The sequence below is a fragment of the Gammaproteobacteria bacterium genome (assembly GCA_013214945.1).
Lineage (GTDB): Bacteria > Pseudomonadota > Gammaproteobacteria > Enterobacterales > Psychrobiaceae > Psychrobium.
On sequence record JABSRT010000035.1, the window covers coordinates 1 to 23,358 of the forward strand.

The 23,358-nt window shown below is 45.0% G+C and carries 25 protein-coding genes; all 25 read right to left on the reverse strand.

Going from position 1 to position 23,358, the window contains the following annotated elements:
• Positions 1-142: 142 nt before the first annotated feature.
• Positions 143-601, reverse strand: a complete 459-nt coding sequence (locus tag HRU23_18960; protein NRA56227.1) for a DUF2846 domain-containing protein — start codon at positions 599-601, stop codon at positions 143-145.
• Positions 602-1,205: 604 nt separating this feature from the next.
• Complete coding sequence (locus tag HRU23_18965) at positions 1,206-1,637, reverse strand: hypothetical protein (protein NRA56228.1); 432 nt, start codon at positions 1,635-1,637, stop codon at positions 1,206-1,208.
• A 184-nt stretch (positions 1,638-1,821) separates the two neighbouring features.
• Positions 1,822-4,584 carry a hypothetical protein gene (locus HRU23_18970; GenBank protein ID NRA56229.1) on the reverse strand — a complete coding sequence of 921 codons (2,763 nt, stop codon included), beginning with the start codon at positions 4,582-4,584 and terminating at the stop codon, positions 1,822-1,824.
• A complete protein-coding gene (locus HRU23_18975) occupies positions 4,544-4,981 on the reverse strand; it encodes a phage tail protein (protein NRA56230.1) in 438 nt (145 codons plus the stop codon). Before HRU23_18975 ends, HRU23_18970 begins: the two co-directional genes overlap by 41 nt.
• 16 nt (positions 4,982-4,997) lie before the next feature.
• Positions 4,998-5,510 (reverse strand): DUF1833 family protein, encoded by a 513-nt coding sequence (locus HRU23_18980; GenBank protein ID NRA56231.1) that lies wholly within the window; start codon positions 5,508-5,510, stop codon positions 4,998-5,000.
• On the reverse strand, positions 5,507-6,352 hold the full coding sequence (locus tag HRU23_18985) for a hypothetical protein (protein NRA56232.1): 846 nt from the start codon (positions 6,350-6,352) through the stop codon (positions 5,507-5,509). Before HRU23_18985 ends, HRU23_18980 begins: the two co-directional genes overlap by 4 nt.
• Before the next feature lie 20 nt (positions 6,353-6,372).
• Entirely contained in the window at positions 6,373-8,727 is a 2,355-nt protein-coding gene (locus HRU23_18990; protein ID NRA56233.1) for a hypothetical protein, read from the reverse strand.
• A gap of 2 nt (positions 8,728-8,729) precedes the next feature.
• Positions 8,730-9,194, reverse strand: coding sequence for a hypothetical protein (locus HRU23_18995; protein ID NRA56234.1), 465 nt, complete (start codon positions 9,192-9,194; stop codon positions 8,730-8,732).
• Positions 9,194-11,953: a tape measure protein gene (locus HRU23_19000; GenBank protein ID NRA56235.1), complete on the reverse strand. Its 2,760-nt coding sequence runs from the start codon at positions 11,951-11,953 to the stop codon at positions 9,194-9,196. Before HRU23_19000 ends, HRU23_18995 begins: the two co-directional genes overlap by 1 nt.
• Before the next feature lie 5 nt (positions 11,954-11,958).
• A complete protein-coding gene (locus HRU23_19005; GenBank protein ID NRA56236.1) occupies positions 11,959-12,228 on the reverse strand; it encodes a hypothetical protein in 270 nt (89 codons plus the stop codon).
• A gap of 59 nt (positions 12,229-12,287) precedes the next feature.
• Positions 12,288-12,611 carry a hypothetical protein gene (locus HRU23_19010; protein ID NRA56237.1) on the reverse strand — a complete coding sequence of 108 codons (324 nt, stop codon included), beginning with the start codon at positions 12,609-12,611 and terminating at the stop codon, positions 12,288-12,290.
• A gap of 21 nt (positions 12,612-12,632) precedes the next feature.
• Positions 12,633-13,556, reverse strand: a complete 924-nt coding sequence (locus HRU23_19015) for a hypothetical protein (GenBank protein NRA56238.1) — start codon at positions 13,554-13,556, stop codon at positions 12,633-12,635.
• A gap of 3 nt (positions 13,557-13,559) precedes the next feature.
• Positions 13,560-13,718: a hypothetical protein gene (locus tag HRU23_19020; GenBank protein NRA56239.1), complete on the reverse strand. Its 159-nt coding sequence runs from the start codon at positions 13,716-13,718 to the stop codon at positions 13,560-13,562.
• On the reverse strand, positions 13,711-14,151 hold the full coding sequence (locus tag HRU23_19025; protein NRA56240.1) for a hypothetical protein: 441 nt from the start codon (positions 14,149-14,151) through the stop codon (positions 13,711-13,713). The genes HRU23_19020 and HRU23_19025 overlap by 8 nt, the downstream gene beginning before the upstream one ends.
• The gene (locus HRU23_19030) at positions 14,152-14,571 is read right to left on the reverse strand and encodes a DUF1320 domain-containing protein (protein NRA56241.1); all 420 of its coding nucleotides are present in this window, start codon (positions 14,569-14,571) and stop codon (positions 14,152-14,154) included. It lies immediately after the preceding gene.
• Positions 14,572-14,574: 3 nt separating this feature from the next.
• On the reverse strand, positions 14,575-14,958 hold the full coding sequence (locus HRU23_19035) for a hypothetical protein (GenBank protein NRA56242.1): 384 nt from the start codon (positions 14,956-14,958) through the stop codon (positions 14,575-14,577).
• 114 nt (positions 14,959-15,072) lie between these two features.
• Positions 15,073-15,966, reverse strand: a complete 894-nt coding sequence (locus HRU23_19040) for a Mu-like prophage major head subunit gpT family protein (GenBank protein NRA56243.1) — start codon at positions 15,964-15,966, stop codon at positions 15,073-15,075.
• Positions 15,967-16,008: 42 nt separating this feature from the next.
• Positions 16,009-16,401, reverse strand: a complete 393-nt coding sequence (locus HRU23_19045) for a hypothetical protein (GenBank protein ID NRA56244.1) — start codon at positions 16,399-16,401, stop codon at positions 16,009-16,011.
• Entirely contained in the window at positions 16,402-17,577 is a 1,176-nt protein-coding gene (locus tag HRU23_19050; GenBank protein NRA56245.1) for a phage protease, read from the reverse strand.
• Between the two features lie 68 nt (positions 17,578-17,645).
• Positions 17,646-18,461: a hypothetical protein gene (locus HRU23_19055; GenBank protein NRA56246.1), complete on the reverse strand. Its 816-nt coding sequence runs from the start codon at positions 18,459-18,461 to the stop codon at positions 17,646-17,648.
• A gap of 222 nt (positions 18,462-18,683) precedes the next feature.
• Positions 18,684-19,502 (reverse strand): hypothetical protein, encoded by an 819-nt coding sequence (locus HRU23_19060; protein NRA56247.1) that lies wholly within the window; start codon positions 19,500-19,502, stop codon positions 18,684-18,686.
• Between the two features lie 104 nt (positions 19,503-19,606).
• Positions 19,607-20,056, reverse strand: coding sequence for a phage virion morphogenesis protein (locus HRU23_19065; protein ID NRA56248.1), 450 nt, complete (start codon positions 20,054-20,056; stop codon positions 19,607-19,609).
• The gene (locus HRU23_19070) at positions 20,056-20,313 is read right to left on the reverse strand and encodes a hypothetical protein (protein NRA56249.1); all 258 of its coding nucleotides are present in this window, start codon (positions 20,311-20,313) and stop codon (positions 20,056-20,058) included. Before HRU23_19070 ends, HRU23_19065 begins: the two co-directional genes overlap by 1 nt.
• On the reverse strand, positions 20,306-21,727 hold the full coding sequence (locus tag HRU23_19075; GenBank protein ID NRA56250.1) for a F protein: 1,422 nt from the start codon (positions 21,725-21,727) through the stop codon (positions 20,306-20,308). The genes HRU23_19070 and HRU23_19075 overlap by 8 nt, the downstream gene beginning before the upstream one ends.
• Entirely contained in the window at positions 21,727-23,343 is a 1,617-nt protein-coding gene (locus HRU23_19080; protein NRA56251.1) for a DUF935 domain-containing protein, read from the reverse strand. Before HRU23_19080 ends, HRU23_19075 begins: the two co-directional genes overlap by 1 nt.
• Positions 23,344-23,358: the final 15 nt, after the last annotated feature.

The following is a 23,358-nucleotide window of genomic DNA, read 5'->3' on the forward strand; positions in this document are numbered from 1 at the left end:
CTCATAATGTCACCTAAATTAATATGAGGTGAGTATATCACCTCTAGTTAGGTGGCCAAATTCACTGTACCACTACACAGATTTTAAAGTTAAAAATCACAATGGAACTGACGCACTACACCATCAGATTATGGTTGTTGCACTATTTACTACAGTAACCTTTTTTTGCCATATTTAATTTTGATACTTCTTTTTTGCCTTTGTCATTACTAACTAATTCTACCCCAGCCCCTCCAACAAAAACTCCCATTTTCATGTATTGTCGAACAAAATAATTTTTACCAATTTCTGCACTAATTAATAAATCATTGAGTGAGAATTCTGATTCAGTTGATACTTTGTGTTCTTCGTTACCACTTATTTCGTTATAAAAGAAAACATTTGGAGCTGTCTCCCCGACACACTTTCCATCAAGCAATACATCTTTTTTTAGAGCGCCGCCAAAGCTACCCGATCTATATACATATAATCCTGCATTACCGGCTGAAGGAGCGCTAAACTTCTTTGCTAGATCCGATTTATCCTTGCTTTCCATTGGTACAGAAGCACAACCAGACAAAATTGTCAGCATTGTAGCTGCTACTAATAGATTTTTTCTCATGACTTTCCCTTGTTTAAAATTTGCGGTATATACAGAACAAATGTACATCAAGCATGCTCAATACAAAAGCATCCTTAATAGAATTCAAACCAATACTATGATTAAAAACAATGAATTACTAGCGATAAGTGCGAAACTCGACCAAAGTGAAGTGTACATGCACGTTTTACAGCCATTATTTTGATAACTTTTTGAAATATCACTATAAAAAGATAAAAATCAATATGAATTTGCAATAAGGTTACAAATTAGCCAAGAGAATTTAGAGTCAACCAAATGCTGCGAAAAGCAGCAGTTTTCTCAGAGGGGTAATTTGGCGAGGAGTAATTTAGGACACTCACAAATACACACTTAATATATGAATCTGAAATAGGTAGATCGTAATTGATTTAGTGCAATGCTATTTGTGCGTGTTTTACCGCAATTCACTATCAATCAAGATATGTTTAAGATTTTAAAATTAAAAAACTCTAATGACGCGAAGACAACAATCATTATTTAGTTTTTGGGGGATAAAAGGCATGCTGATGGCGCTATAAAGCTCAAATGGGCGTAACTAATCCTCGGTTATAAACCGATAAGGTCAAAATAAGGCTCGTTTTAGTCAGCCAACACCTTTGTACCAACAGTGATGATGTTCATTAGCACAGCGCCTTAAACTTTGCTCTGTACCTGCGAAATTACCGTAATGTCGTCTGAAGTTTTTTATCACTTCTATCCAGTCATCCTCAGTAATGCCCAGTGTGTCGATTAGTTTAGGGGTTTTACTGTCGATGTAACCGCGCTTTTGGGGATGAATAGCACGCCCGCTCCAATCGGCAAGTTCTAGGTAATCCTCCAACGAAAATGCAATGGCGTGTTTATCTTGAGAATGGCTAAAAGGCAGTAATGCCACTGGTTGCTTTTCTTTCGTTAGGCTGCACTGGCTTGATTTATATTGTTGATAGGTCTGAATACGTTCTTGAATGGAGGTAAAGTCACTGTGAGCTAAGTCATCACACATTTTGGCTCTGACAGGGTTTAAGTCAACGTACATCATGCAACTCAGTAACGCGGTTTCATCTAACAATGATGCCGCGCGCAAAAACTTTCAGCGTTGAGTGCGAAAAATGAGAAAACTCGCTTTTTCAATATATTAAACATCTTTGCGATATGCAAAACAAAAGGAGCTTGAGGCTCCTTTTGTTTTTTTGTTTTTTTGTTTTTTTGTTATTTTGTTATTAGGCTGGCGGAATATTGTCATCATCTGCATAGACTCGCTCATCATAATTGACAGCGGTTACACTAACTCGATCTGTTCCTTGGGGTTTTATATCGGTGATTAATGAAGGCAAGCACCAACGCTCTGCTTCGCCAAACTGGAATAATGGCGGCTCCATTCTACCCGAGCAATCCGGCACAAAGTCTAGATTGGTATTTAATTCCACACGATCATCAGAACTGCCTACTGTGCAGATGTACGGACCCGATAATGTGCCATCGGGTTTGCGCAGTGATATGTAATGGGAGCCGGTGCCCCAGTCTAACGACTGGTTAAGTAATAAGGTGCGGCCATTCACGGCGGTTACCCTGCCGGTTTGTGAGTATCCAGGGATATCATCAGCCAGCGCGTCATAGCTTAAATAACTGCTGTTGAGCGCGTCCATTTCGGTGCTAAAGCTATACTTAGTACGGCGATAGCGGATTTCTCGGCGCTTGCGCATCCCAAATTGCCACGCTTTGGTGCGGTCGGTAATGCCGAAAGCCCTGACTTTCTTTGGTCTTATCCCCAAATCACCAGGCAGTAAGCATAAAATGGTTTCAGGCTTCCATGTTATGGCACTAAAAAACTCTACTTCAACACCATCCGGCTCATCGGGATCAAACAGTTTAATATTACGGCTAAGCGGCGTTTTCATATTATCCGGCGAATACATATAATCAAAGCCGGTTCGGGGTTCGTCGCGCACCGGGATGATTTGACCATAATCTAATGTCGGTACAGCAAAGCCTGGGCCAAGGATACGCTTTAACGAATTAAATAGGGTGCTGTCATTATCAAATACTGCAGAAAAATCATCATTGCGGCCAGCCCATATCACGTGCAGGCGTTCCAGCTCGGTGAGTCCTATTTGGCCGTCACCGTGGCCAACATCCTTAATCACATGAGCAAAGAATGGTGCAATGTCGGTAGTGGCAACAGGGGCAGACCAAGCGCCGTTTTCATACACAGGCAACTTACGGGTCGAGATAATATTAAACTTATTTTCAGCACCCGATGCCAAACTATTAGTGCCACGTATTTTAATCGCTATCGTTGTAACGCCTTCATAACTAACTGCGCTTTTTAATTCCGACTTCAACCGAATCCATTCAACTTTGTCATAAATGCGGGTCGAGTCTACTGCTAAGCTATCACGCCGAACTTGAACCTCTGGCCTAATTGCTGAACCAAGATTAATTTTCATCGTTTCACCAAGCTGATCATTGGTCGAATCACTGAAACTATACGGTACCGTAATCCATGCCCCCCCACCTTCGGGACGGTACTGAATGGATAAATTAACGCCACGCGGCCCAAATGTCCCATCATCTTTCAATTTGCCAAGACCTTGCGGCAGGCTAAAATCGAGCCATAAAGTATCAGTAACTTCATTCGCCGGGCAGGCAAAAAATGGCCCAACAAAAAGACCGTCACCAGAAGATCCCATAGTTGCAACGCATGAGGCCCGCGATTGGGCATGAAACACGCTCCAACTAATCTCGTCAACATGCTCATCCGTTTTTTGCAGGCTCAGCTTCCCACGACTAACAGAAACTATGCGATAAGCGCCGTCATTTGAGGTCTGACGTCTAATCGTGGGCAAGTTGGGAGCCATGGCGTATGGCCAGACATTCTCTGATTTAGTTATATTATCCCGACATAAATAAGTTGTGACACCGCCACTGATTATTTCATAACACTCTAATTCAATTGTACTATCAAATGTCGTGCCTAAAATTGAAAACACATCGCCAACTTCTAGCTCAAATGACGGATCGGAACATGTTAATTCGTTCGGTTGAAATGCACCCAGACTCAGAAACTCGATTTCATAATCAACATTTATACGGGGCGTATCACTAAATGTTACAAAATTACCGGCTGACCAATCTGACGGTAGTTTAACTTCTCTTAATTCAGAATATGTTTCATAATATTCTTCTTTTCTACCATTATTCCATGTGAAGTACTTAAGTCTAGTAGCACTATTACCTGAAAATGTCCAAAAACTGCCCGCTCCAATTTGGCTAGTCAGCCCCTTAATTTCTAGCCCTGACGTGCCCGAAGTGCTGCCAACTTCGGCAGAAGTATATACATTACGGTGTGCTTCATGCCCTGTCACATTCTCACCAGGGCTGAATATCTGATAATCAATATCACCGGCATATCGATCAACCGGCGTTTCACCAATAAAAATTTCATTCGCATTAATTTGATGATCGCCAACCCCAACGGCCACCATTAAAAACTGCCACTGCTCATTATTAATAAATTGACGTCGGGGCTGACTCAGTAAATCTGGAAATATCTTATGCCGCCCAGCGAGTTCAGGAATGATTCCCATCAGCCGCGGCCGATTACCCTGCGCATTAGCATCATAAATCGTTGAACCGTCGGGGGTCGTGTTGTTGTAATTGTCGGGGATCTGATTGGACATATAGATCGCCGCGCCGACAGCCACCACCGCCACAATGGCATAGAGGATAGCACCCCCTTTCGCCTCGACGGTTAACGCGAGCTCATCACCACTGGCTAGCTGATAGCTTTGCCATTGCTCCGGAGGCAATAACCGACCATTTAGCACTGCACTAAACAGCGGCACCTCACGCACGTTATAAGCCCGGACGTTAGCGACTAACCACTGATGCAGCGTTTCGCCCGCCTCGCCGTGGTGGATCTCAAACAGGGCGCTATCTAATTTATTCGGGAATACTCGAATTGTAGGCTGGATTATAGACATAGCATTTAACTCTCGAAAATAAACGATAAAAGGTGCGCAAGCTGATCTTGCTCGGACCGTGGCGGCTGCTGGTATGCAATATTTTTAGACCGTTACTCTCTACTACAATGCCAACATGGATAAGCAAATCACCCTTAAACCCGGCAGCAATAGCACCGGGTATTGGGGCACTTTCGATAAACTGCGGCTCAATTTGATGATAAGCACGGGTTATTGCCGTTTTATCATCAGGCGAGATCGAGCCAAAACCATCAAGTTTAGGTAAGCCAAATTGTTGGTGTAATACCTCACGGCATAAACCCCAGCAATCCAAACCGGCGGCGGTGCGTCCACCATCGATATAGGGGATTGTTAAATAGCGATCAGACCAATGGCTAGCTGCTTGATTAGCTCTCATTTTTTTAACTATTGTTTTAACCATAGTATTTTAGTCCTGGGGCAAAATCGGGGGTATAACGCCGAAACGGCCACGCCTTATTAACCAGATCGTGAAAGCTGGCGTTAATGCTGATTGACGAATAGTCGGCAGTGGCAGATATGGCTGTCATTACCACAGGCGGCTGGCCGGGCTGGCTCAAATCACTGCCTGCATAAGCGCGATAAGTCACGGCAATTCTTCCGCCGGCCTCTTGCGCCGCATCAATAGATTGAATTGCCTCGCCGGTGACGTTATCGAGCTTAAACGTAAGATCTTGACGGCCATTAACCGATTTTTGGGGCAATGACACGCCAAAGCCACTGGCTTTAAAAGTCGCGGTGCTGGCATCTTCTAAGATCACATTGATATCATCAAACCCTTGTGCCAGTCTTATTAAGCCAGCCGGATGACCAGGTACAGAAAACGCGGGGTGACTTAGTTCAAGCGTATGAATAATCACATCATCGACCGGGGCCGATGCGTAAAGCGTTTGTAAAACATGGCTCATATTGCGACGCCACGTTCTCTAACGAGTTTAGCCATTGCAGCCATTGCGGCCGTCATCTCTTCCTCGTTTAATGCTTTGTCATAGTATGCTGCCGCATATAACACACCGTGGGACTGATTGTTTTCTGGGCTACCATTTCGCCAGTGCCCGAAACAAAAATTACCAGCGTCAGCATAAAGATTAATTGCATCGCTAGGTGATGATATGATTTCTTGATCTGATGAAAAACCGCTGTACGTTCTGACATTCATTTTTTCATTATTGATAGCATGAGCGTAAATAAAGGGTTCCGTGAGCAAGCCATACGTCGCCGTCGGCGCTATCTTTAAATAAGTCGGGAAATACAATTCAGATCGATCAAGTAACGTTAAATTACCAGCCAAAGTTGTACCATCTTTATCGTGGCGACCAACTAATGATGGTCTCGTTCCTACATTGCTCAGCGTAGACTTAGAGCGTTGAATGCCCGACTGCGTATCACTCATAAACGCCTCCCATGCGTCCGTTGTTGCTGAATCAGTTAGAGAAACTGCACATATAATAGCCGTATTCTGCGCCGATAATTTAATGCCAGAATCAAAAATAAAAGATTGATCAGGCCCTGCGACAGATTGCAAACCCGCGCTAGTTCGCACTGGAGGGACGAAATCGGACATCAGTGTGGCTGTATTGTTGTTACCTGCTGAATCTGACAGGCTAGACACTCCCGCGCCAACCGCGCCATCTTGCGCCAACCACAGTCCTTGAAGATTCGCAGCAGGAAAGCTCATTACAGTGCGACTTAACTTAGGCAGACCTGAGTTACTAAAATCAGCGCCGGGTATTTTTACGATAAAACTCATGAATATTTCCTCTTTTCTTATTAAATAGTTAATTCATATCCAACTGGGCAATAAAACGCGACACACCAGTTTTCTAGCGGATAATGTTTGTTTACAAATTCTTCTTTATTGGCGGTTTCGTACATGCCCCATTCAGGCCGATATTCGTATTTGTCTAAAGATATAGTGTGGTCAGAATCGCAAAGATTGCCATTGCCTCTATAATTTTCGGCATCGGCGTACCATACATGCGGATTAGCCCCGATTGGTTTGATAGTTTTAATCGAAACAATTGTTTGTCCAATTATTTCAACGGAATAAATCCCTAACGGCCCAGTATCATCGCTCACTGAAAAACCCTTGTTCGCATAAATTTTCAACTCACTACCTTGGTAATAATCGCCGATATAAGGGGCTTTAAAAACTAGGGGCGGCGACGGCACATGAAAATCAACGTGCAGGGTATTATCATTGACCTGAGTAATTTTAATCGGCCGTAGGGGTTGCCATTGCTCTCGCAGCGTTACAACTTTATGATAGATTTGGCCTAATTTTTGTCCGTACCAGCGATAACCATTAGCGTCAAGGTGACCACCTTTGTCCGAGTACGGATAAATTGGCCCAGCCATCACCGCACCCGGCGTTTCATCAGTAAATTCAAGTTGTGCCATACCGATGTATAGTCCGGGGTTGCCGTTTTCGTCTAAATCGCGGGTAAATTTCGCACCCGTTTGATAGGTCAAAAAGACAGGCTGCTTGGGTTGCCCTGATTTTAACGCCGCATCAATAACCATATCGTTGTGCAGTATTTTTAACGCCGCTTTGTAGCCTAGCTTTGTTAAAATAGGCCCGTCCAGTGGCGGGTTGTCACTATGATAATCATCTTCGCCCTGCATCCATAAAATAGCAGTTACGCCCCATGACTCACTGGCAGCGTTAGCACTCACGGCGTCTAACGCTTCTAGGAACCAATTGTAACGATTGATTGCATCTGACGTATTAATCTTGCTGAGCTGAGTAATATTTCGCCCACCTTGCCCAACCCCGACGTTGACAAAAACATGATCGGTATCATCTTCGGTATTGCGCCATTGATTAAAGAGACTTTTTGCCATGTTGACCATGCCGACGCCAACATGCTCGCCCCGCGTGCCTGTGCCCGGTACTATATTTAGTATTTCAGCATCGGTTAATAGCGACGAACCGTAGACAGTGTTGGCAACTAACGGTTTAAATACTAGCTGCCCCACGGGTGCATATGCGTCGGCAGTCGTTGTATATTGCCGAGTATCATCACCAATCATTAAATTGCCAAGATTTTGATTTCGTGATAAATGCGGCCAACCTTCGGCACCGACACTTAATGACTGACCAGCAACCACAAAAGTATTGTATTTAAAGGTGCTACCCGCGAATTCGTGATTTTTTGCGGCTGAAAAGGCCAAGCTATTTGAGATGTTTTGTGCATCTCTAGTTTGTATTGCCGCAATATCATCAGTCGTGTCTTTAAATAATTTACCGTTTTTAACACCAAATGAGACATTGCCGTTTTCATCCGTTACCGCAAAATCATAGTTGTATTCGTCCGTATCGAACAGCTGAGCTTCAACATCAGTTTCGGCTGGGGCTGGCGTCACCAGTTCTCCATTAATATAACCAAAGCCAACGTTGCCATTATCATCAACAAATGCAACGTCATAATTGGCATTCCCATTGATAATGTTTAAACCATTTAACGCAATATCACCGCCGCTCACATTCATTACTTTTGTATCTATCCGATCGCCGCTGATAGATTGACTCGTTAGTGTACGAATGTCAGAAAACAGGTTGCGCAATATCGGTATTATCACATCGCCTTTTTCTGTAAACATCAGCGCTGCGTAATCGTTATTATCGAGGTACGCGGTTTGTATTTTGTCTTCATTTTTTAATAGATTTACAGCATCAACAATAACTAACGGACTACCGCCGTCGCTCACTATGCCTGATGATTCCAGAGTTTGATTAACCAGATTTGGGATGCCTGTTATCTGAGTATCAATGGTCACCAACTGCTCATTAATTAAGCTGACGTGGTCATATTTGGATTTTGTCCAGGAATTATCCTCAAAACCATATAATCCGTTATTTGTTTTTTCATTATCACCCCACACTTCGGCTAACGTGTTGTTTGGCAGATCCCAAGTGCTCAATAGTTCAGCGCGGGTTCTAAATGACACACGGCCTGACAGCAACGCCCTCAACTCGGAAAAATGATCTTTTATCCGTTTATCAATACTGCCTTTCTTAACTCCGCTAATGTTGACAGTGGTTGACTCGTCGCCTTCAATTATCGCGTCGAGATTGTCGATACTTTCTTGCAGTTTCGACACTAAATCATAAATCTGAGACATTATTACTCCTGATAGCTTTCGATGGCGGCTTTGATACCATCGCTAAATTGTTGTGCTGTGTTAGGTGATAAAATGGAATCAGCTGTTTTTTGCTCACTAATTACCAGACGGTGTTTAATCTCTATCTGCGCTTTGTATTGCCACCAGATTGCCGATATCGGCTGATAGTTTTCCATCGGACTGGTTATAAAACGCACTTCGTGCTGAACCAGTCCGAGCGGGGTGAGGATGTTCATCGTGAACCAGGCGGAGCCATCGTGTAACGCATGAGTAATAAAGCCTTCAAAGACCGCGGCGTCTGTACTTTTACAGCGCCAGGTTGCGGTCATCGATGTGGGTACTGACTTAAAACGGCGTCTTACTCTGGCCTGTCCAGAATCCATTTTTGTGCGCAGTACATTACTCTGGCGCTTGAATGACAGCGGCTTAAGCAGTGGGCTAGGTAAACTATCGGGATAATTCAGCATTAGGTACCCGTCCTTTGTAAACCATAGGTTAATTCCATCGCGTCGGCGCTATCACCGCCCTGGCGAATATCGGCGACAAAGATACGGATAACATCTTCACCACTAAGACCTTTCTCATGAGTTGCTTGGCCAGCTTGGCTGGTATCTTCAATTAAGTTGATTGTGATATTGCTTCCACCCATTTGACCACCTTTAAGTGCCAGCTTTAAATCGGCATTGGTTCGACGGTCAACCACTCGTTCACCTTTATCCAATAACCAAGTACCTTCTCTCGGGATACTATCGATGCCGTCGTGCGCCATACCAGCTAAAGCTAAACCTTCAGATAGTGCAACTGTGGTGGCTATTCCTGTCATGGCTGGCACGCTGTTACCACCAAAGCTTGCTAATGAGGCCATTGCGGCGGCGGGTGCCATCGCGGTAGCTATTGCGGTACCGGTGGCTGCTGCGGTAGCGACATTAGTGGCAGCGCCAGTCACGCCTATGGTTTTCTCAATCGCGGCTAGGGCCAGTTTTTTAACCGCGATTTGCACAAGTCCCGAAATTACTTCCTTGATCGCGCTTTTCGCGATTGATTTCATCGCATCGCCGAAGTTTTGTCCTTCGGTTATCGCGGTTCCTACGGCGTCGCCGACACCTTGGGCGAAGTTATTAAAAGTATTGCCCCACATGGTGTCGAAGTCTTGTGATGTTGAACGAATATGTTCTTTCATCGAATCCCAAAATGGTTGTTGCGCTTCGGCATCTGCTGTAGCGCGATCGGCTTTCTCAGCCAATAGCTGCAGATGGGTGCGTAGCTCGTCGTTAATCCCCTGCAAGCTGCCGTGCTCTAATTCAAAATTAAGCCTAGCGACTTCACTGGTCTCACCGGTCAATGTGGCTTTTTGTTGTAACGACAGGGCATAGCCGGCCGCCAGTTCATTTAATTGTCTAGCGTCCCGTTTTGCTTGCTCTGCGGCCTGAGTTGCCTGTTGCTGTGCCAGTCGGTCGACGGCCAAACGCTTAGTTTTAGTATCCATTTCCTTCGCGATGTTTAATAACGCTACTTTTTGTGCCGGCAGTAAGTGCTGAAACTTGCCCTTGGTCGTTGCATATTCGATTCGGGCCAGCTCAGTCGTTTGGCCCAATAACGCGAGTTGCTGCTTTTGTGCTCCGAGCTGTTTGTTGTAGCTGTCGAGGATCTTATTATCCTGCGGCTGGTCTTTTTTTGTTGTTGGTGAATTGGCTTTGTTAATCACCAACTGCAGCGCTGCGACTTTCTGGGCAAGTCCCTCTACCTTTTTCTCTTCGGCTTCGACATCTTCCGCCGTGGTATTGAAATACGGATTTTTAAACCGCGTTCGCGTCTCATCAGCCATCTGCTCGGCCAATTTAAGCATGCCTTTATATCTAACTATTGCTACTTGGGCCCGTTTCAAGGTGTAGCCAGCAAAGGGATTTAATTTTGCATGTTCGTCATTGAGTCGTTTTGCTTGATCGGCAGCATTACCGGTACTGCTGGCAAAAGAATACATCGCAAAGGCTGCAATAGTTAGCAAGCCAGGAAGCCCACCGACAATACTGCTCATTAACCCCAAGCCTCGGCTGGCAATACTAAGTCTTGTCGTTGCTGTCGTTAGTGCGGTTCGTGCAGCAACCAACCGGCTTTCTGCCGCTATTCGTTCAGTAATAATCAGGGTGCCATTGCGCTGTATTGTTGCCAGTGCAATTTCAGAGCGCGCATGTGCTACGGCCGATTGTGCGGCTGCTTTTTCCGCCAACACATCTTTAATGGTTACGGCCGTTTTATTGACAACTGCGTTGGCGGCGTGACCAGTTGCAACGACCAGCCCGACACTGAGCGTGGTGATAAGTGCGTCGGTATGCTCACCCAAAAATTGCAAACCAGTCGTTATGCCATCGAGCGTCGGCAACAACGCGCTATTGATTGGTTGCTCCAGCTCTACCGCCAGCAATTGATATTCGCGCTTAATATCGCGATATTTAGTATTAATATTGTCTGCTGTCTTGGCAGCTGCTCCATCGTATTCTTTTAATGCGGTGACGAGTAATTCACCAAACACTTCAGAAGTGACAGTACCTGAAGCAATCAAAGTTTTTAACCCAGCACTGGTTTCTTCGCCTGCCGCTCTGGCAAGTTTACTCATTAAACCAGGCAGAGGTTCAACGACCTGATTAACTTCCTGCATCTGTACCACACCCTGACCTAATGCCTGGGCCAGACCATAATAAACACGGCCTAAATCTTCGCTCGATGCTCCAGTTTTTGATGCCGCGTTAGATAGCCCCGCCAGCATGTCCCTTGCTTGGCCATCATTAATAATTTGCTCTTGAGTCAGAGCAGATAAACGGCTGTAACCGTCGGCCAGACCGGTTAATTCTTTATGATGATTTTTGGCTAGATCAATTAGCCAGCGCTCTTTTTCGGCATAATCAGCGGCATCTTTGGACAAACCCTGAATGCGGGTACGGATATCTTGAAATTGTGCAAGTTCCTGAGTGAGTGACGACGCAAGTTGAAACGCGCCAAACCCTGACACCATGCCAGCGATGGCATTGCGCGTTGTTTTGGCCAACGAGTTAGTAACAGCCAGTCTATTATTGACATTATCCACTGACGTCGAAAATGTTTTATTGTGATAGCTAGCTTGCTGAGTCTGGTTACCAAAGTCGCGAATTACCGCGCCACTTTTTTTGACATCGGTTATAAACTTGCCGGTTTTAGTATCAAAGACTATGCCGAGCTTCAGTTGTTTCATGGTGCCTAGCCCTTATTAATTACGCTGGCTGCGGTTTTACTCATCACCCGCAGACCATTAAATTGCACCGAGTTATACTCTCGTATTGATAACTCAGCCTCGGCCTTTACTTGCAGTAAATCGAGTCCTAAACATTGGCCATCACTGCGCCAGCGCATTAAATCGGACACATCACAAAACCACACTACGATGGCCCAGTTGATGGGTAATATTTCAACTATCCGGCTTTTCGTCAGCTCATCGATTAACGCGCGGGGAGCCCCGAATTGTTCCATTTCATTTTCGGTCTCAGAATTGACGGAAGGGGTCGCTGCCCATCCTTGAGCAGCGTCTTTTAGTTTTTTACTGGTGCCCCGGACACAGCCTGCATATAACTGCGTAAAAAACCGGTTCGCACAAATGGAATTTGCAACAAAGCGTCGATGTTGTCCTTGGTAAACGCCAGATCATGACCGTTTGCATCACTGATGTGCTTCCAGCCTTTAATCAGTCTTTTTAGTAACTTGATATCACCAGCTTCGGCCAGTAAGTCGTATTCATCTTGTGATAGCAGTTCAAACAGAACGTCGCATTCATGCTCGACAACCTTGCCGCCGTCTGCGGGCTCGCTAATGGTGACCGGCCACCAAACTGTGTTTTCTTTTTTTAACGTAAACATGTCTTTCCTTACCCAAAGGTATTATTCAAATGTAAATTTAATTTCATCGTTGCCTGCACTCGTTGGAATGAGAATTAGATCCATATCGAGCGAAGCGGTACCTTCTTGGTCGCCGTATTTAGGACCTGTCACCTGAACTTTGGGGCAATTAATCTTGCAGATAAGACCTGCCGTTTGGCCATGTTGAATAGCCAATGCTCCCGTGGTGCTGCTTTTGGCATCACTAAAGAAATCATGAGTAGATATATCGGGCGCTTCGAGACTAATAGAACCAGAAGCCTTACGGTCATTAATATCAACACTTTCTGTGGTTAGGGTTTCGATGTATTTAACTTCCTGACCAACATCGAGTGCTAACGAATATGGAATCCCGGTAAAACCATTGATACTAAACCCTGACGTTCTACCAGCTCCGGTGGGTGTAGGCTTCTGCCAGGCTGACCAATCGGGCGTTGGTACCACCACCGTTGAAGGGTCAACCCATAAACCAATAAAGTTGAACTCAAGATAGGGAATACCTTTTTCAAGAGTGGTTTTGACATTGCCGCGCGCACCAGTCATGGCATGGAGATTTTTACCCATGTAGAAATATATCGTGGCGCTTTCATAATTTGAGCCAGCCAAGTCATACTCAACCCGAGTCAGCGCGGTCCGAGTTTCAGCAAAACCAGCAGCTCGCATCAAGCCACCAAACGCCGGTGCTGTTCCCGCAGTACCGCTGCCCTGAAATTCAACTTTAAAGCTGACAAGCACATGCTCTCCTGAAATGATACTTTCATCAGCACCAAGGTAAGGTTTTACCAGTCCACGTTCTAATGCTTCCGCTTCCAGCGGGGTCAATTCAACATCCTTGGCTAATATGGCATTGCTTGCAGCATTTGGCGTTGAATCCGTGCCGTAAACCGTTTCGATCTTGGCCAATAACAATTTTCCGCTAAATTTCATCGCTTATTTCTCCATACTAGTTGGCTTAGCGCTACGCTTTGTTGTGCTTTTCTTGGGTTGTTCCAAACGGGTTACTGCTCGCTGCTCGGTCTGTTCGACCAGCGTTCGCTGACCAGTTTCTGGGTCATTGACATAACTACCGCCTTGCCGTTGCTCAGCCATTAGTCGATTCCTCATAAGTTGTAGTAGTAAATCTATCGAGCCACCAGATCCCGCCGTTTTTCATTGCGACCAAATCACCAGGACCAAGCTCTACTGCACCGTGATTAGCATCTGGTGACCAGCCGAACAATGATTGGCGAATTTCACTGCGTAGCGATTCAAGCAGCTGACTGCCTTTTTTACCTTTTGGATCATTAAAGCTTTTCACCGCAATAATGACGCCAAAAGTGATGCTGATTTGTTGCAATGCTGGTCCAATGGTCCGTGTATTAGTTCCTGGGCGTTCAGCAATAGGAATGACATAGGCCGCCGGTGAAATATTGATGGGGTCATCCAATACGGCCGCCAGTGATAACGCTGAATCAACCAACCTAAATAATCTCTTGGCATCGACCTCAATAGTCTCAAGTCGTTGTTCAATTAGGCTTAACATCTAGATAAACCCGTTATCACGGCGACTAAAGACATGGCCATCACTGACTAACTCAGCACAATGACTCGTTTCGGCTTTGCTGCCCGTATCACTAAGGCTTAAGGCAACGCTGCCTTTGCTGACCGAGACTAGGAACGCAATAGCATCGTCATAACGTTTTTGCACTGAGTCACTACAGCCACTGTCATGAAGAAAGTACCGCGCCATATCTGCAGCCAGCCGATTTAACACAGTCGGCACATTAACCAGTGGCAACTGGTAACGTCCTGCTAAATAACCATCAATGGTCGCGCTAGCATCGCCAATCGCCTGAGTTACTTGGGCCACATCAATAGTACCGATACCAGCATCATCGGTAAGACCCACTATTTCGTCGATGCCGAAGCGTTTGGTTAAGTCATTCTGGCTGCAGTAGTTCATGGCTTACTTCTCTAAATCGTTAAGATGTAATTGCCACGCAGCTTCACGATCATCTTTGCTGGTGTCTGCAGGAAAATTGACTGCTTTGGGTTTATTGTCCGCGGTCCAAAGTTCTGAATTTTCGGTGTCCAGACGACGGATAAGCTCCACTAGCTGTGAAATGTCAACACCCAAGGCCCCCGACGCTTCTTTTGACGCATCCGCAGCTTGGCCAGTACCAATAATGGAAATACGAGGGTCTGCGTCAAGTATCTCCAACTGTTCTTCTGACACGTCTTTAAGCTCATTTTTCCCCGGCACAAGTTCAAAGCCCGCACGGCGGTAGCCAGAGGCCGCAGCACAGATAACGATAAGTAAGGAAATACTCTTAATATTAGGTTTAGTCATTTCATTATTTCTCTCTAGTAAGAAAGTTGGATTGTCCCTATCTGTACCTGAGAACTACTTAGTCCACGGGTACAGTTAATACTGATATCAGGGCATGTGGTTTATCGGATTTATTTAGTCCAACCAGGGAACAACAAGAATTTCCACCGCGTTATAGAGTGTGTTGGTACCACCACCTGCGAGCTCACGAACTTTAATCAATTCTTCAGCAGCCGATTCATTACTGGCGCCAACCACTAACAATTTAGGTCTGACGTTAAGCGGACGACCTTCGTCAGATTTAAGGCTCTTCATCGCCTGACGAGCTAATTTAAAGTTCGCTGCATCAAGTGTCGCTTTAGAGCCAAAGGCTAAATGCCACAAACCAAAACCAGCGTTAACTCGGGCGTCGATACCGTAGCGATATTCATCACGCATAAAGACATTTTCATCGTCTTCTTTGGTCATTGACTTGATGGCGTAATCACGACGCTTCTGGAAAATTAACGGCTTTAGAGGGCGGTTGGTATCGAGCAAGAACCAGGGGGCACCAGCACCGGCCTGCATGTTCGACACGCTGGTAATGCCTGTATCGTCATTGCCCACCGGATGGTCGGTATCAAAGAAGTTCTGGCCGTCATAACACAGCTCGGTAAAGCCCTTGGCCAGCAACGCAAACACCAACTCATCAGGATGAGTGTCAGCGGCATAACCCATTTCTTCGAATAACGGCATTAAGACACCGTAGGTATCATCGTCAATATCATCTTTGTCAATCGCGATAGATGATTCAAACTTCTTGTTTTTAACGCTGTAGTCATGCAGCGCCAACGATTTAATTTGACGATCACCAAGCCATTCGCGCAAATTAGGGAATTGGCCTAACCAGGCATATTTTTCTTCTTTGGTGGTTGATGGCACTAAGGTCGCTACTTTATTCCAGTAGGTCTCGTTGTCTTTCATACCTTTGTTAAAAGCGGTTTTAATCGCAACAAACAACGACGATAGATTTGCTTTGTTAATAATCACTAGGTTGTTCCTTTTCTTAAATCAATTTAATGACAAACCGGCTTAGCCGACCTGCACCCAAACACCAACGCTATCAACGTCAACAATAGTGCCAGCTGCCGAACGAGTGTTGGTACCATCGGTATCTGCTACCGTTTGGTCATCAACGATATAAGCGGTGTTGCCGATATCAGCACGGGTAATACTGCCGTCATTGCCTAGACGGAAAATACCGGCCATGCTGTTAACCTTTTTACCGCCAGCCGTGTTATCGACGTTTTCTTGTGATACGCCACGAACTTTCAATCCCAAGGCAGTAGTGCCAGGAGCCGCATCACCTGCGGCATTTAGCACCACTAACGCACCGGCATAGATCTTTACCGCTGCCGCTACTGGATCATTAAAATCGACACCAGAACGGCGCGGGGTTCGTCTGTCTTTAGCTAATGCAACCATTTATTCACTCTCCAAGTTAGCTTTGAAGTCTTCAACGCTGATACCAGTGGCTTTACAAACGGCCAACTGGTCACTGGTTAAGCCTGTTTTATCATCAACAACAGGCGCTTTACCTTTTGACTGCTGAGCCGACAGCGCGGCAATGGGCTCAGCGGTATCGAGGAATGATTTGAGGGAGGCAACATCCGTATCGCCAAGCGTCCGTGCCCAAGCTTCCATGGCTGGTAATAGACGTCCGTTGTCCAGTCCTTCCTTAATGAGTGTGTCAACCGAGCTACCATTTGCCTGGCTAGTTAATGCAGCAATTTGAGTCTGCATTTCTTTAACAACACCAACCGGCACATATTGCGCAGGGTCTGGTTCACCAGAGTTCGGTTTAGCTTTAAGCGCCGCTATTTGGGTACTTAAGTCGTTAACCTTACCAGCGTCGGCTTTTAGCGCGGCAATGTTTACCTTAGCTTTATCATTCAATGCAGTGAGCGCGGCAGCATCGGTTAAGTCGGTATCACCGACATCAACGCCAACCAGACTTAGCAGTAATTTAAACGCTTCGTTCATCGGTTTTTCTCCTTGGGAGTTGGTTTGAATTTGAGAAGTAGAACTTTGGATTTGTTTAGCCATCGACGAAGAAAGCGCAGTCACACTTTCCATTCCATCAAGACCAGGCTGATTGGTTAGTGCAGCCAGATATAAATCTTCAACTGCACCGGTTTGTTTGTTGTATGGGAAAACAGCAGAGATAAAACGATATTCACCAGCCTTGATGTGTGCTTTAGCTGTTGCAGTCCATTGGACATCGGTTGCGAACAGACCAGCACCTTCACGCCACTCAATATTTCTAAACCAGCCAGCAGCTGGCGCAGGCTTGCCATTGTCACTGGCATTTAGTGTTTGATGTTCGTAATCAATAACGAGTTGATTGTTGCGGCCAGCTACTTTGGCAATGACACGTTCTGCGATAGCACGGTCAATAAACCAATGGCCACCTGGCACATCAGTTGGCCGCGCATCGATAACCGCTTTAAAGAAGCCAGCAGGTAACAACTGAATTTCATTAGGCTTGGAATAATCAACCGTGCAGGCTGCAAAACCGAATTCAACGGGCGCAGCTGTCAAAACAGCCAAACCTTGGTTTAGCTGTAGCGTCGATTTTATGTGAGAGAGTGTTTTTTTCATGGGACCATGATGATCCCAATCTTAGATTTGGTGTATTAACGCGGGTTAGTAAATTGAGCTAGCTGGAGTTATTCACCTGCTATTTTTAACTTTTCTTCTAGCAGATCCCTAACAGCTATTAAGGACTCCGTTCTCAATATCGATGTAACATTTTTTATAATAAAATATGAGTTTGAACCTTGTGCCAGATTAAATGCTGTGCTTTGATTCCTATCCATATATTCAATCGTTAACGTAGTAATTATCTTAGCACTCACCTCTAAACGCGCCCAACGCCTATCATTATAATTAGCTAGACGATCATTGTTTATTTGTGTAAATAACTGCTCATCCAGATCTTTAGAGAACTCATACCCTTGATGGCTTCCCCTTATGATGTCACCAATAGTTACAGTAACATCAATTTTTTCAGAAAAACGTCTTACAACTCTAGAAAGCACTTCAGAGCCGTATAGTTCAACCGACATTAAACTCTCATATTGCTGTGTTTCCACTTGAATCAATCGCGTTAGCTCACTAAGTTTTGCCTCTTTCTCAAAATGTTCAACTTGAGCTTCCATCGCCTTACGGCTCATCGCAGCTTCATCTTTTGTTGCCGCAACTTCTTCTCTGGTTAACCTCAACTCTTTCATCTGCACATTGATAGACCAAATTAATAAAGCAACAGTGGCAAACCCCAAAACAGGATTTAACGTACCGCCAACAAAATCACCAAACTGAGCAAACGTTTCTTGGCTTCCCCAACCACTATTAAATTGCGAAAAATATAACCCTAGTAGGAATGCAACTAATAAGACTACACCGCCAAAGAAAAAATAGAGCCACCGCGGGAATAGCGTATCATCCTGACTTGTCCTTGTTGTTGTATCCGTTACTTCACTCACCACAATAAACTCCTTTTTTAAAACCTTTATAAAAGCCGTTAAGCATCATTTCTTTAAAATTCATGCAGATATAATAAATCGAAACTTAAGGGGGCGTAAAGGTCTTACTGAGCTTTGTTAAGATGTGAGCGCAATATATTCAAAACTTCAACTTCATCATCGTTGCTTTACCCTAGGAATGCTCCCAATATTAGATTTGGTGCATAAACGCGGGTTAGTATATTAATTTTTTTCCCTCGAAGGCACATCGTCATCAAGTAAATTATTTAATTTTTGTTTACCGTTGTAGAGTACTTCGGTTTCCAGAACACTATATACGTCTGCAAGGATTTGATGTGACTCCCTTAGGTAGACCATAGTGAATTCATGGCTTCCTTCACTTAATTTTAAATATGAGTGAGTTAATCCACCTATAGTTAAAGCTACGTGTTCTAGTTTAGACCAATGAAGTCCATTACAATCACTGCTTTTATAGTCACTCCAGATAAGTTCATACAATTTACTTAAGGGGCCACTTTCAATTGACTTATTTAAATAGGATTTATTAATAATATCTCCTATTGTTAATGGAAAGCTTGACTCCATATGGAAACGTAAAATTCTAATCTCTTCATCTCCGTTCCTAAACGGTTTTTTCATCAATTCCTCATACTTATTTTTTTGTATATTAAGCAATCTAGTTACTTCATTTAGCTTTGCTTCATTTCTCAGATGCTCAACCTGGTTCTCTAATGCTTTGCGGCTACCTTTAATTTCTTCCCTAGTATCTTTCAATTCAGCCATCTGAAGTCTAATTGACCAAATCAATAATGCTACAGTTGCAAAACCTAAAATTGGATTTAATGTACCGCCAACAAAATCACCGAACTGAGCAAACTTTTCTTGGCTCCCCCAACCATAACCTTTATTAAATTCTGAAAAGTATAACCCTAGTAGAAATACTACCAATAATACTACAGCACCAAAGAACACATAAAGCCACGCTGGAAACTTAGTATCATCCTTGCTTGCCCTTGTATTTGCATCCGTTACTTCACTCACCACAATAAACTCCTTTTTTAAAACCTTTATAAAAGCCGTTAAGCGTCAATCATATAAAATTCAGGCGGATATACTAAATCAAAACTTAAGGGGGCGTAAAGGGCTTACAGGGCTTTGTTAAGATGTGAACGCAATATGTCCAAAACCTCAACTTCATCGTCACGGCTTAACCCAAGGAATGGACGCTCGGGAATATTGGCACTGTCACGGCCAAACTGGTGAGTAGCGGCATATTCCAATGGTGAACCAAACTGCAGCTGATTTTTACTAATTTGATAATTAAGGGTGTCGGCCAAGGTGCCATAGCCGCGCAGTATTTTTTCTGATTGATTGCTTAGGGCTTTCAGCTCAATTGTATTAACACTGAGCAGTTCCCAGGGCATGCCATCAGGGGCTTGTTGATCTTTAAACCGCTGTTCATGGCTTTCTAGCAGATGTTCACCAATGTCACGAAAGGCAGGTTCTAGGCTTTGCCCTTGCTTAATCAGCTGGTTAAGTGCGTTAGTTATATCGCCATCACCAATAACATCAATTGAGATAAAGCTACCGGCCATTAGCTATCCAGCCCAGACAAATAAATTAACTCGTTATCGGTGGCCGTAACGTATAAGGATTCCCATACTTCAGCAAAGGCATCTTGTTCATAGTCAGTTGCCTGACGCTCTAGCGCCTGGATGCGTTCAACCTTAGTTTCAATATTCAGGCTGTTGTCCTGGTTAATCGCATTGGCATGTTCAACCAGCGGGAACGGCCCCTGGCTCCGTGGGTTAGCCTTGGCATTAGCCAACATCTTTGCTAAATCTTTATCCATTAAGCACTTGCTCCATTAACTTATCGAAATATTCAGCCAACTCAGGACTAAATTCTGCTAACGCTTTACGATTCAACACCCAGGCGGCGAAGTGTTCGGCGTGCCATTCAAAATCATCAGCTCTGGCACGGGTAGTTAAAAACATCTCAACACCACGTTTTGGTGAACCTGCCTTAAAGTGTAACTGATGGCCGATTTCATGCAACCAGGTAACGATGGTTCCACCATGATGACCACTTTCACTTAGTGTGCGGATCAAGTGAGACATCGAAAATATTTCCTGACCACCATCGCCTAACAGTTTCGCCAATACGACAGACTGCCGCAATTCATTCGAATTGGCCTTGCTAAAGTTAACCGTACTGCCCACCCGGATATTTACATGATCATAGCTAGATGAAGTAAATCCCCATGACTTACGATAATGTCGAGTCGTAAAATAAACTCTGGGAAACTTAAAACCAGTTTGTAAATATTCCTCTACCTGCGGTTCAATGGCAAGCGTTGCTCGTGTTCCTGGTCCCATCTCGGAGACTTTCAAGAATAGGCTCTTAACATTTTGACTCTTGAGAAACTGGCCGAGTTGTTCAACTTGAACTTTAGAACGGGTCTGCTTCATCTCATCCAAAACGCGATTTAGGCCATGCACATCAGCCCCTTTAACCGTACTAAATACTGTTGGCACCACACGCTTGGGCGGTTGATACACTTTAGCCTTAGCCTTAGCCTTAGTCTTAGCTTGCTGCTGCAGTTGGCGCTTCTGGATAGGTTTTTGAGGTGCATAGTCAAAGCCTGGATCAATTCCTTTGGGGATCACATGCACTTCACCAGTTGCCTTATCCGTCCAATCAAAGCTGCCATCCTTGGGCGCAGTTCCTGGCGTCAGGCCTTTACGTTCCATTGTGGCTTGGCTGCGACCATAAACCTTACACTTACAACCCCAACCATTTTGCGGCATGTGGGTTAGCCACCAGGCATCGTCCTTTGCCAGTAACAACCCATTCCAACTTAAGTGCATTGGCCGTGGACTCAAGCTGTCACCGTGGCGATATTCCCAAAACTCAAAGTGCTGCAGCTGCTCGAAGCGTCCCGCGTTATAACTCTGACGTATATTGGTGTCATAAATCACTTTAGAGCGCCAAGCCGCTTTTCCTGTGTGTTCCCAACCATGACGGGCAACAATGTTTTTAAATTCTTTTTTAAACCAGGTTAACGACTTGCCCTCAGCAATGGCCATGTCGACCGCTTTGCGAAAGTCATTGAGCAAATCATCTTTCATTGCACCGGCAACCATGAAGGCATTGTTATGGCCAGCTTGCCACACATCGTTCCAACGCTCGGTTGGCACGTTGAGCTTGCCTTTAAAAAAAGTGATAGCCTCGATAAAGGGCAGCGAACCATAGCGAACAGCCATTAGTTACCCTCGCTCACTTCATATTGCCCAGCCAATTCACTGGCAACCAAAGCACGTTGTAACACCTCAGTCGCTTCCCCGGTCGATAAATCCAGGGCATTAAGCTTTTGCTGCAAATCATCGAGACTGCTGGCACCATCAACCAGTTGCTGTATTTCATCGGTGTATCCAGCCAACAGTGGTGCAAGTTCTTTACTAAGCTGTTTACTGTAATCATCAGCAACATCCTTATCCGTACCAAAGGCACTTTCACGATTTGAAAGACCTTTTAACACTGCGATAGATTGCTTAAGCGAGGCTTTAGGCTTAACTTCCGGTTGCGTTGCAACGCCAAGCACAGCCTCATCATCTTTTGGAAATGGAATTTGCAACTTATTGTGCGCCCATTCCTGCGGAATTTTAAAACCAATGCCGACAAGTTTAGGAAAAGCCTCCGATAACAAATTAATGTCTTCAGGCGCTTGAGTATCAAATTCTAGCTTGGGTAACCGGCGATAATTACGATATGACTTACAGTTAAGCGCATACAACGGCAAGATCAAATCACGATTAAGTGTTGCGGCATACTGACGTAAATCGCCATCACGCAGCTCAAAGCGGCACTCATTGTGCACGTTACCCAGGGCGTTAGTTGAGCTTTTACCATCAGCCTGGCTGGTTAACGTACCGCCAAGGATCGCTTTAGAGACTGAACGCTCAGCCCAGCTAATCATGGCTTCAAACGGCCCAGCCGCGCCTTTGGCCGCTTCTTCAAACTCAATATCCATACCCTTTGGTATGATGGCCGCGCTGTTATGGCCAATGCCCATCACGGCCCGGAGCAAGGTATTTTTCTCTTTTGGTGTCGCGCCGCCAGGATACTTGCCCAGACGCAGCGGCAAGCCGTAAATCTCTAAGAACTCGGCCAGGTCACGGACACTGTAGTTTTTAAACAGGAACGGCCACGCCAATACCCGAACCAAACCAGTGGTACCCAAATAACCCGATTTAGCGCGGTGAGTGTGGCTAATCCAGCCAAATTTAATTAACTCAGCCCCTTCATTGGAGTTATCACGCAGCCGCAGCTGGTTGCGATCGTCGGGATGCAGCTTAAACCAGCTTGGTTCACGATGAATTACCTGGGGAGTATGAAACCCGTCTATGCGCTGCCAGTTAAGTTCCTGGTTGCTATAGCCCTTAAGTAAGGCATCGCCCATATTAAGCATGATGTCTTCAAAGCAGCCCATGTCTTCAATCAGCTGCTGAACAATCAAGGTATCTTCAATCTCTTGCTTGGTTGCATCGCGTGGCGGTTTAATCGTCCAGGGCACCGACAAAGCCGCTGTTTTGCGCTTTTGTAGTTCAGAGAATATATGGGCATCTTTCTCTTCGATATCAGCGGCCAGTTCACATTGCGCCACCAAATCGCCTTGCTCGGCTCGCAGCATAATGCCCGCTAGTTTTTTTGGCGTCAGGCCACGGCTGGGGTGATTGGCGTATTCACCATGCAGGTGCGCTACTTTGGCTTCACCGGTTTGCAAATGCTCTAACTTAACCCGGGTTGTGACCGGGTTGGAATCAACAGATTGCACATAGCCATCAGCATCGATCCGTACCCGTGGTTTGGTATCGCTCATACTTTTCTCCGCAAA

What these genes read in the sequence shown, in the direction of transcription:
- HRU23_18960 (NRA56227.1), bottom strand. Translation starts at nt 601, where the DNA reads ATGAGAAAAAATCTATTAGTAGCAGCTACAATGCTGACAATTTTGTCT.
- HRU23_18965 (NRA56228.1), bottom strand. Translation starts at nt 1,637, where the DNA reads ATGTACGTTGACTTAAACCCTGTCAGAGCCAAAATGTGTGATGACTTA.
- HRU23_18970 (NRA56229.1), bottom strand. Translation starts at nt 4,584, where the DNA reads ATGTCTATAATCCAGCCTACAATTCGAGTATTCCCGAATAAATTAGAT.
- HRU23_18975 (NRA56230.1), bottom strand. Translation starts at nt 4,981, where the DNA reads ATGAGAGCTAATCAAGCAGCTAGCCATTGGTCTGATCGCTATTTAACA.
- HRU23_18980 (NRA56231.1), bottom strand. Translation starts at nt 5,510, where the DNA reads ATGAGCCATGTTTTACAAACGCTTTACGCATCGGCCCCGGTCGATGAT.
- HRU23_18985 (NRA56232.1), bottom strand. Translation starts at nt 6,352, where the DNA reads ATGAGTTTTATCGTAAAAATACCCGGCGCTGATTTTAGTAACTCAGGT.
- HRU23_18990 (NRA56233.1), bottom strand. Translation starts at nt 8,727, where the DNA reads ATGTCTCAGATTTATGATTTAGTGTCGAAACTGCAAGAAAGTATCGAC.
- HRU23_18995 (NRA56234.1), bottom strand. Translation starts at nt 9,194, where the DNA reads ATGCTGAATTATCCCGATAGTTTACCTAGCCCACTGCTTAAGCCGCTG.
- HRU23_19000 (NRA56235.1), bottom strand. Translation starts at nt 11,953, where the DNA reads ATGAAACAACTGAAGCTCGGCATAGTCTTTGATACTAAAACCGGCAAG.
- HRU23_19005 (NRA56236.1), bottom strand. Translation starts at nt 12,228, where the DNA reads ATGGAACAATTCGGGGCTCCCCGCGCGTTAATCGATGAGCTGACGAAA.
- HRU23_19010 (NRA56237.1), bottom strand. Translation starts at nt 12,611, where the DNA reads ATGTTTACGTTAAAAAAAGAAAACACAGTTTGGTGGCCGGTCACCATT.
- HRU23_19015 (NRA56238.1), bottom strand. Translation starts at nt 13,556, where the DNA reads ATGAAATTTAGCGGAAAATTGTTATTGGCCAAGATCGAAACGGTTTAC.
- HRU23_19020 (NRA56239.1), bottom strand. Translation starts at nt 13,718, where the DNA reads ATGGCTGAGCAACGGCAAGGCGGTAGTTATGTCAATGACCCAGAAACT.
- HRU23_19025 (NRA56240.1), bottom strand. Translation starts at nt 14,151, where the DNA reads ATGTTAAGCCTAATTGAACAACGACTTGAGACTATTGAGGTCGATGCC.
- HRU23_19030 (NRA56241.1), bottom strand. Translation starts at nt 14,571, where the DNA reads ATGAACTACTGCAGCCAGAATGACTTAACCAAACGCTTCGGCATCGAC.
- HRU23_19035 (NRA56242.1), bottom strand. Translation starts at nt 14,958, where the DNA reads ATGACTAAACCTAATATTAAGAGTATTTCCTTACTTATCGTTATCTGT.
- HRU23_19045 (NRA56244.1), bottom strand. Translation starts at nt 16,401, where the DNA reads ATGGTTGCATTAGCTAAAGACAGACGAACCCCGCGCCGTTCTGGTGTC.
- HRU23_19050 (NRA56245.1), bottom strand. Translation starts at nt 17,577, where the DNA reads ATGAAAAAAACACTCTCTCACATAAAATCGACGCTACAGCTAAACCAA.
- HRU23_19065 (NRA56248.1), bottom strand. Translation starts at nt 20,056, where the DNA reads ATGGCCGGTAGCTTTATCTCAATTGATGTTATTGGTGATGGCGATATA.
- HRU23_19070 (NRA56249.1), bottom strand. Translation starts at nt 20,313, where the DNA reads ATGGATAAAGATTTAGCAAAGATGTTGGCTAATGCCAAGGCTAACCCA.
- HRU23_19075 (NRA56250.1), bottom strand. Translation starts at nt 21,727, where the DNA reads ATGGCTGTTCGCTATGGTTCGCTGCCCTTTATCGAGGCTATCACTTTT.
- HRU23_19080 (NRA56251.1), bottom strand. Translation starts at nt 23,343, where the DNA reads ATGAGCGATACCAAACCACGGGTACGGATCGATGCTGATGGCTATGTG.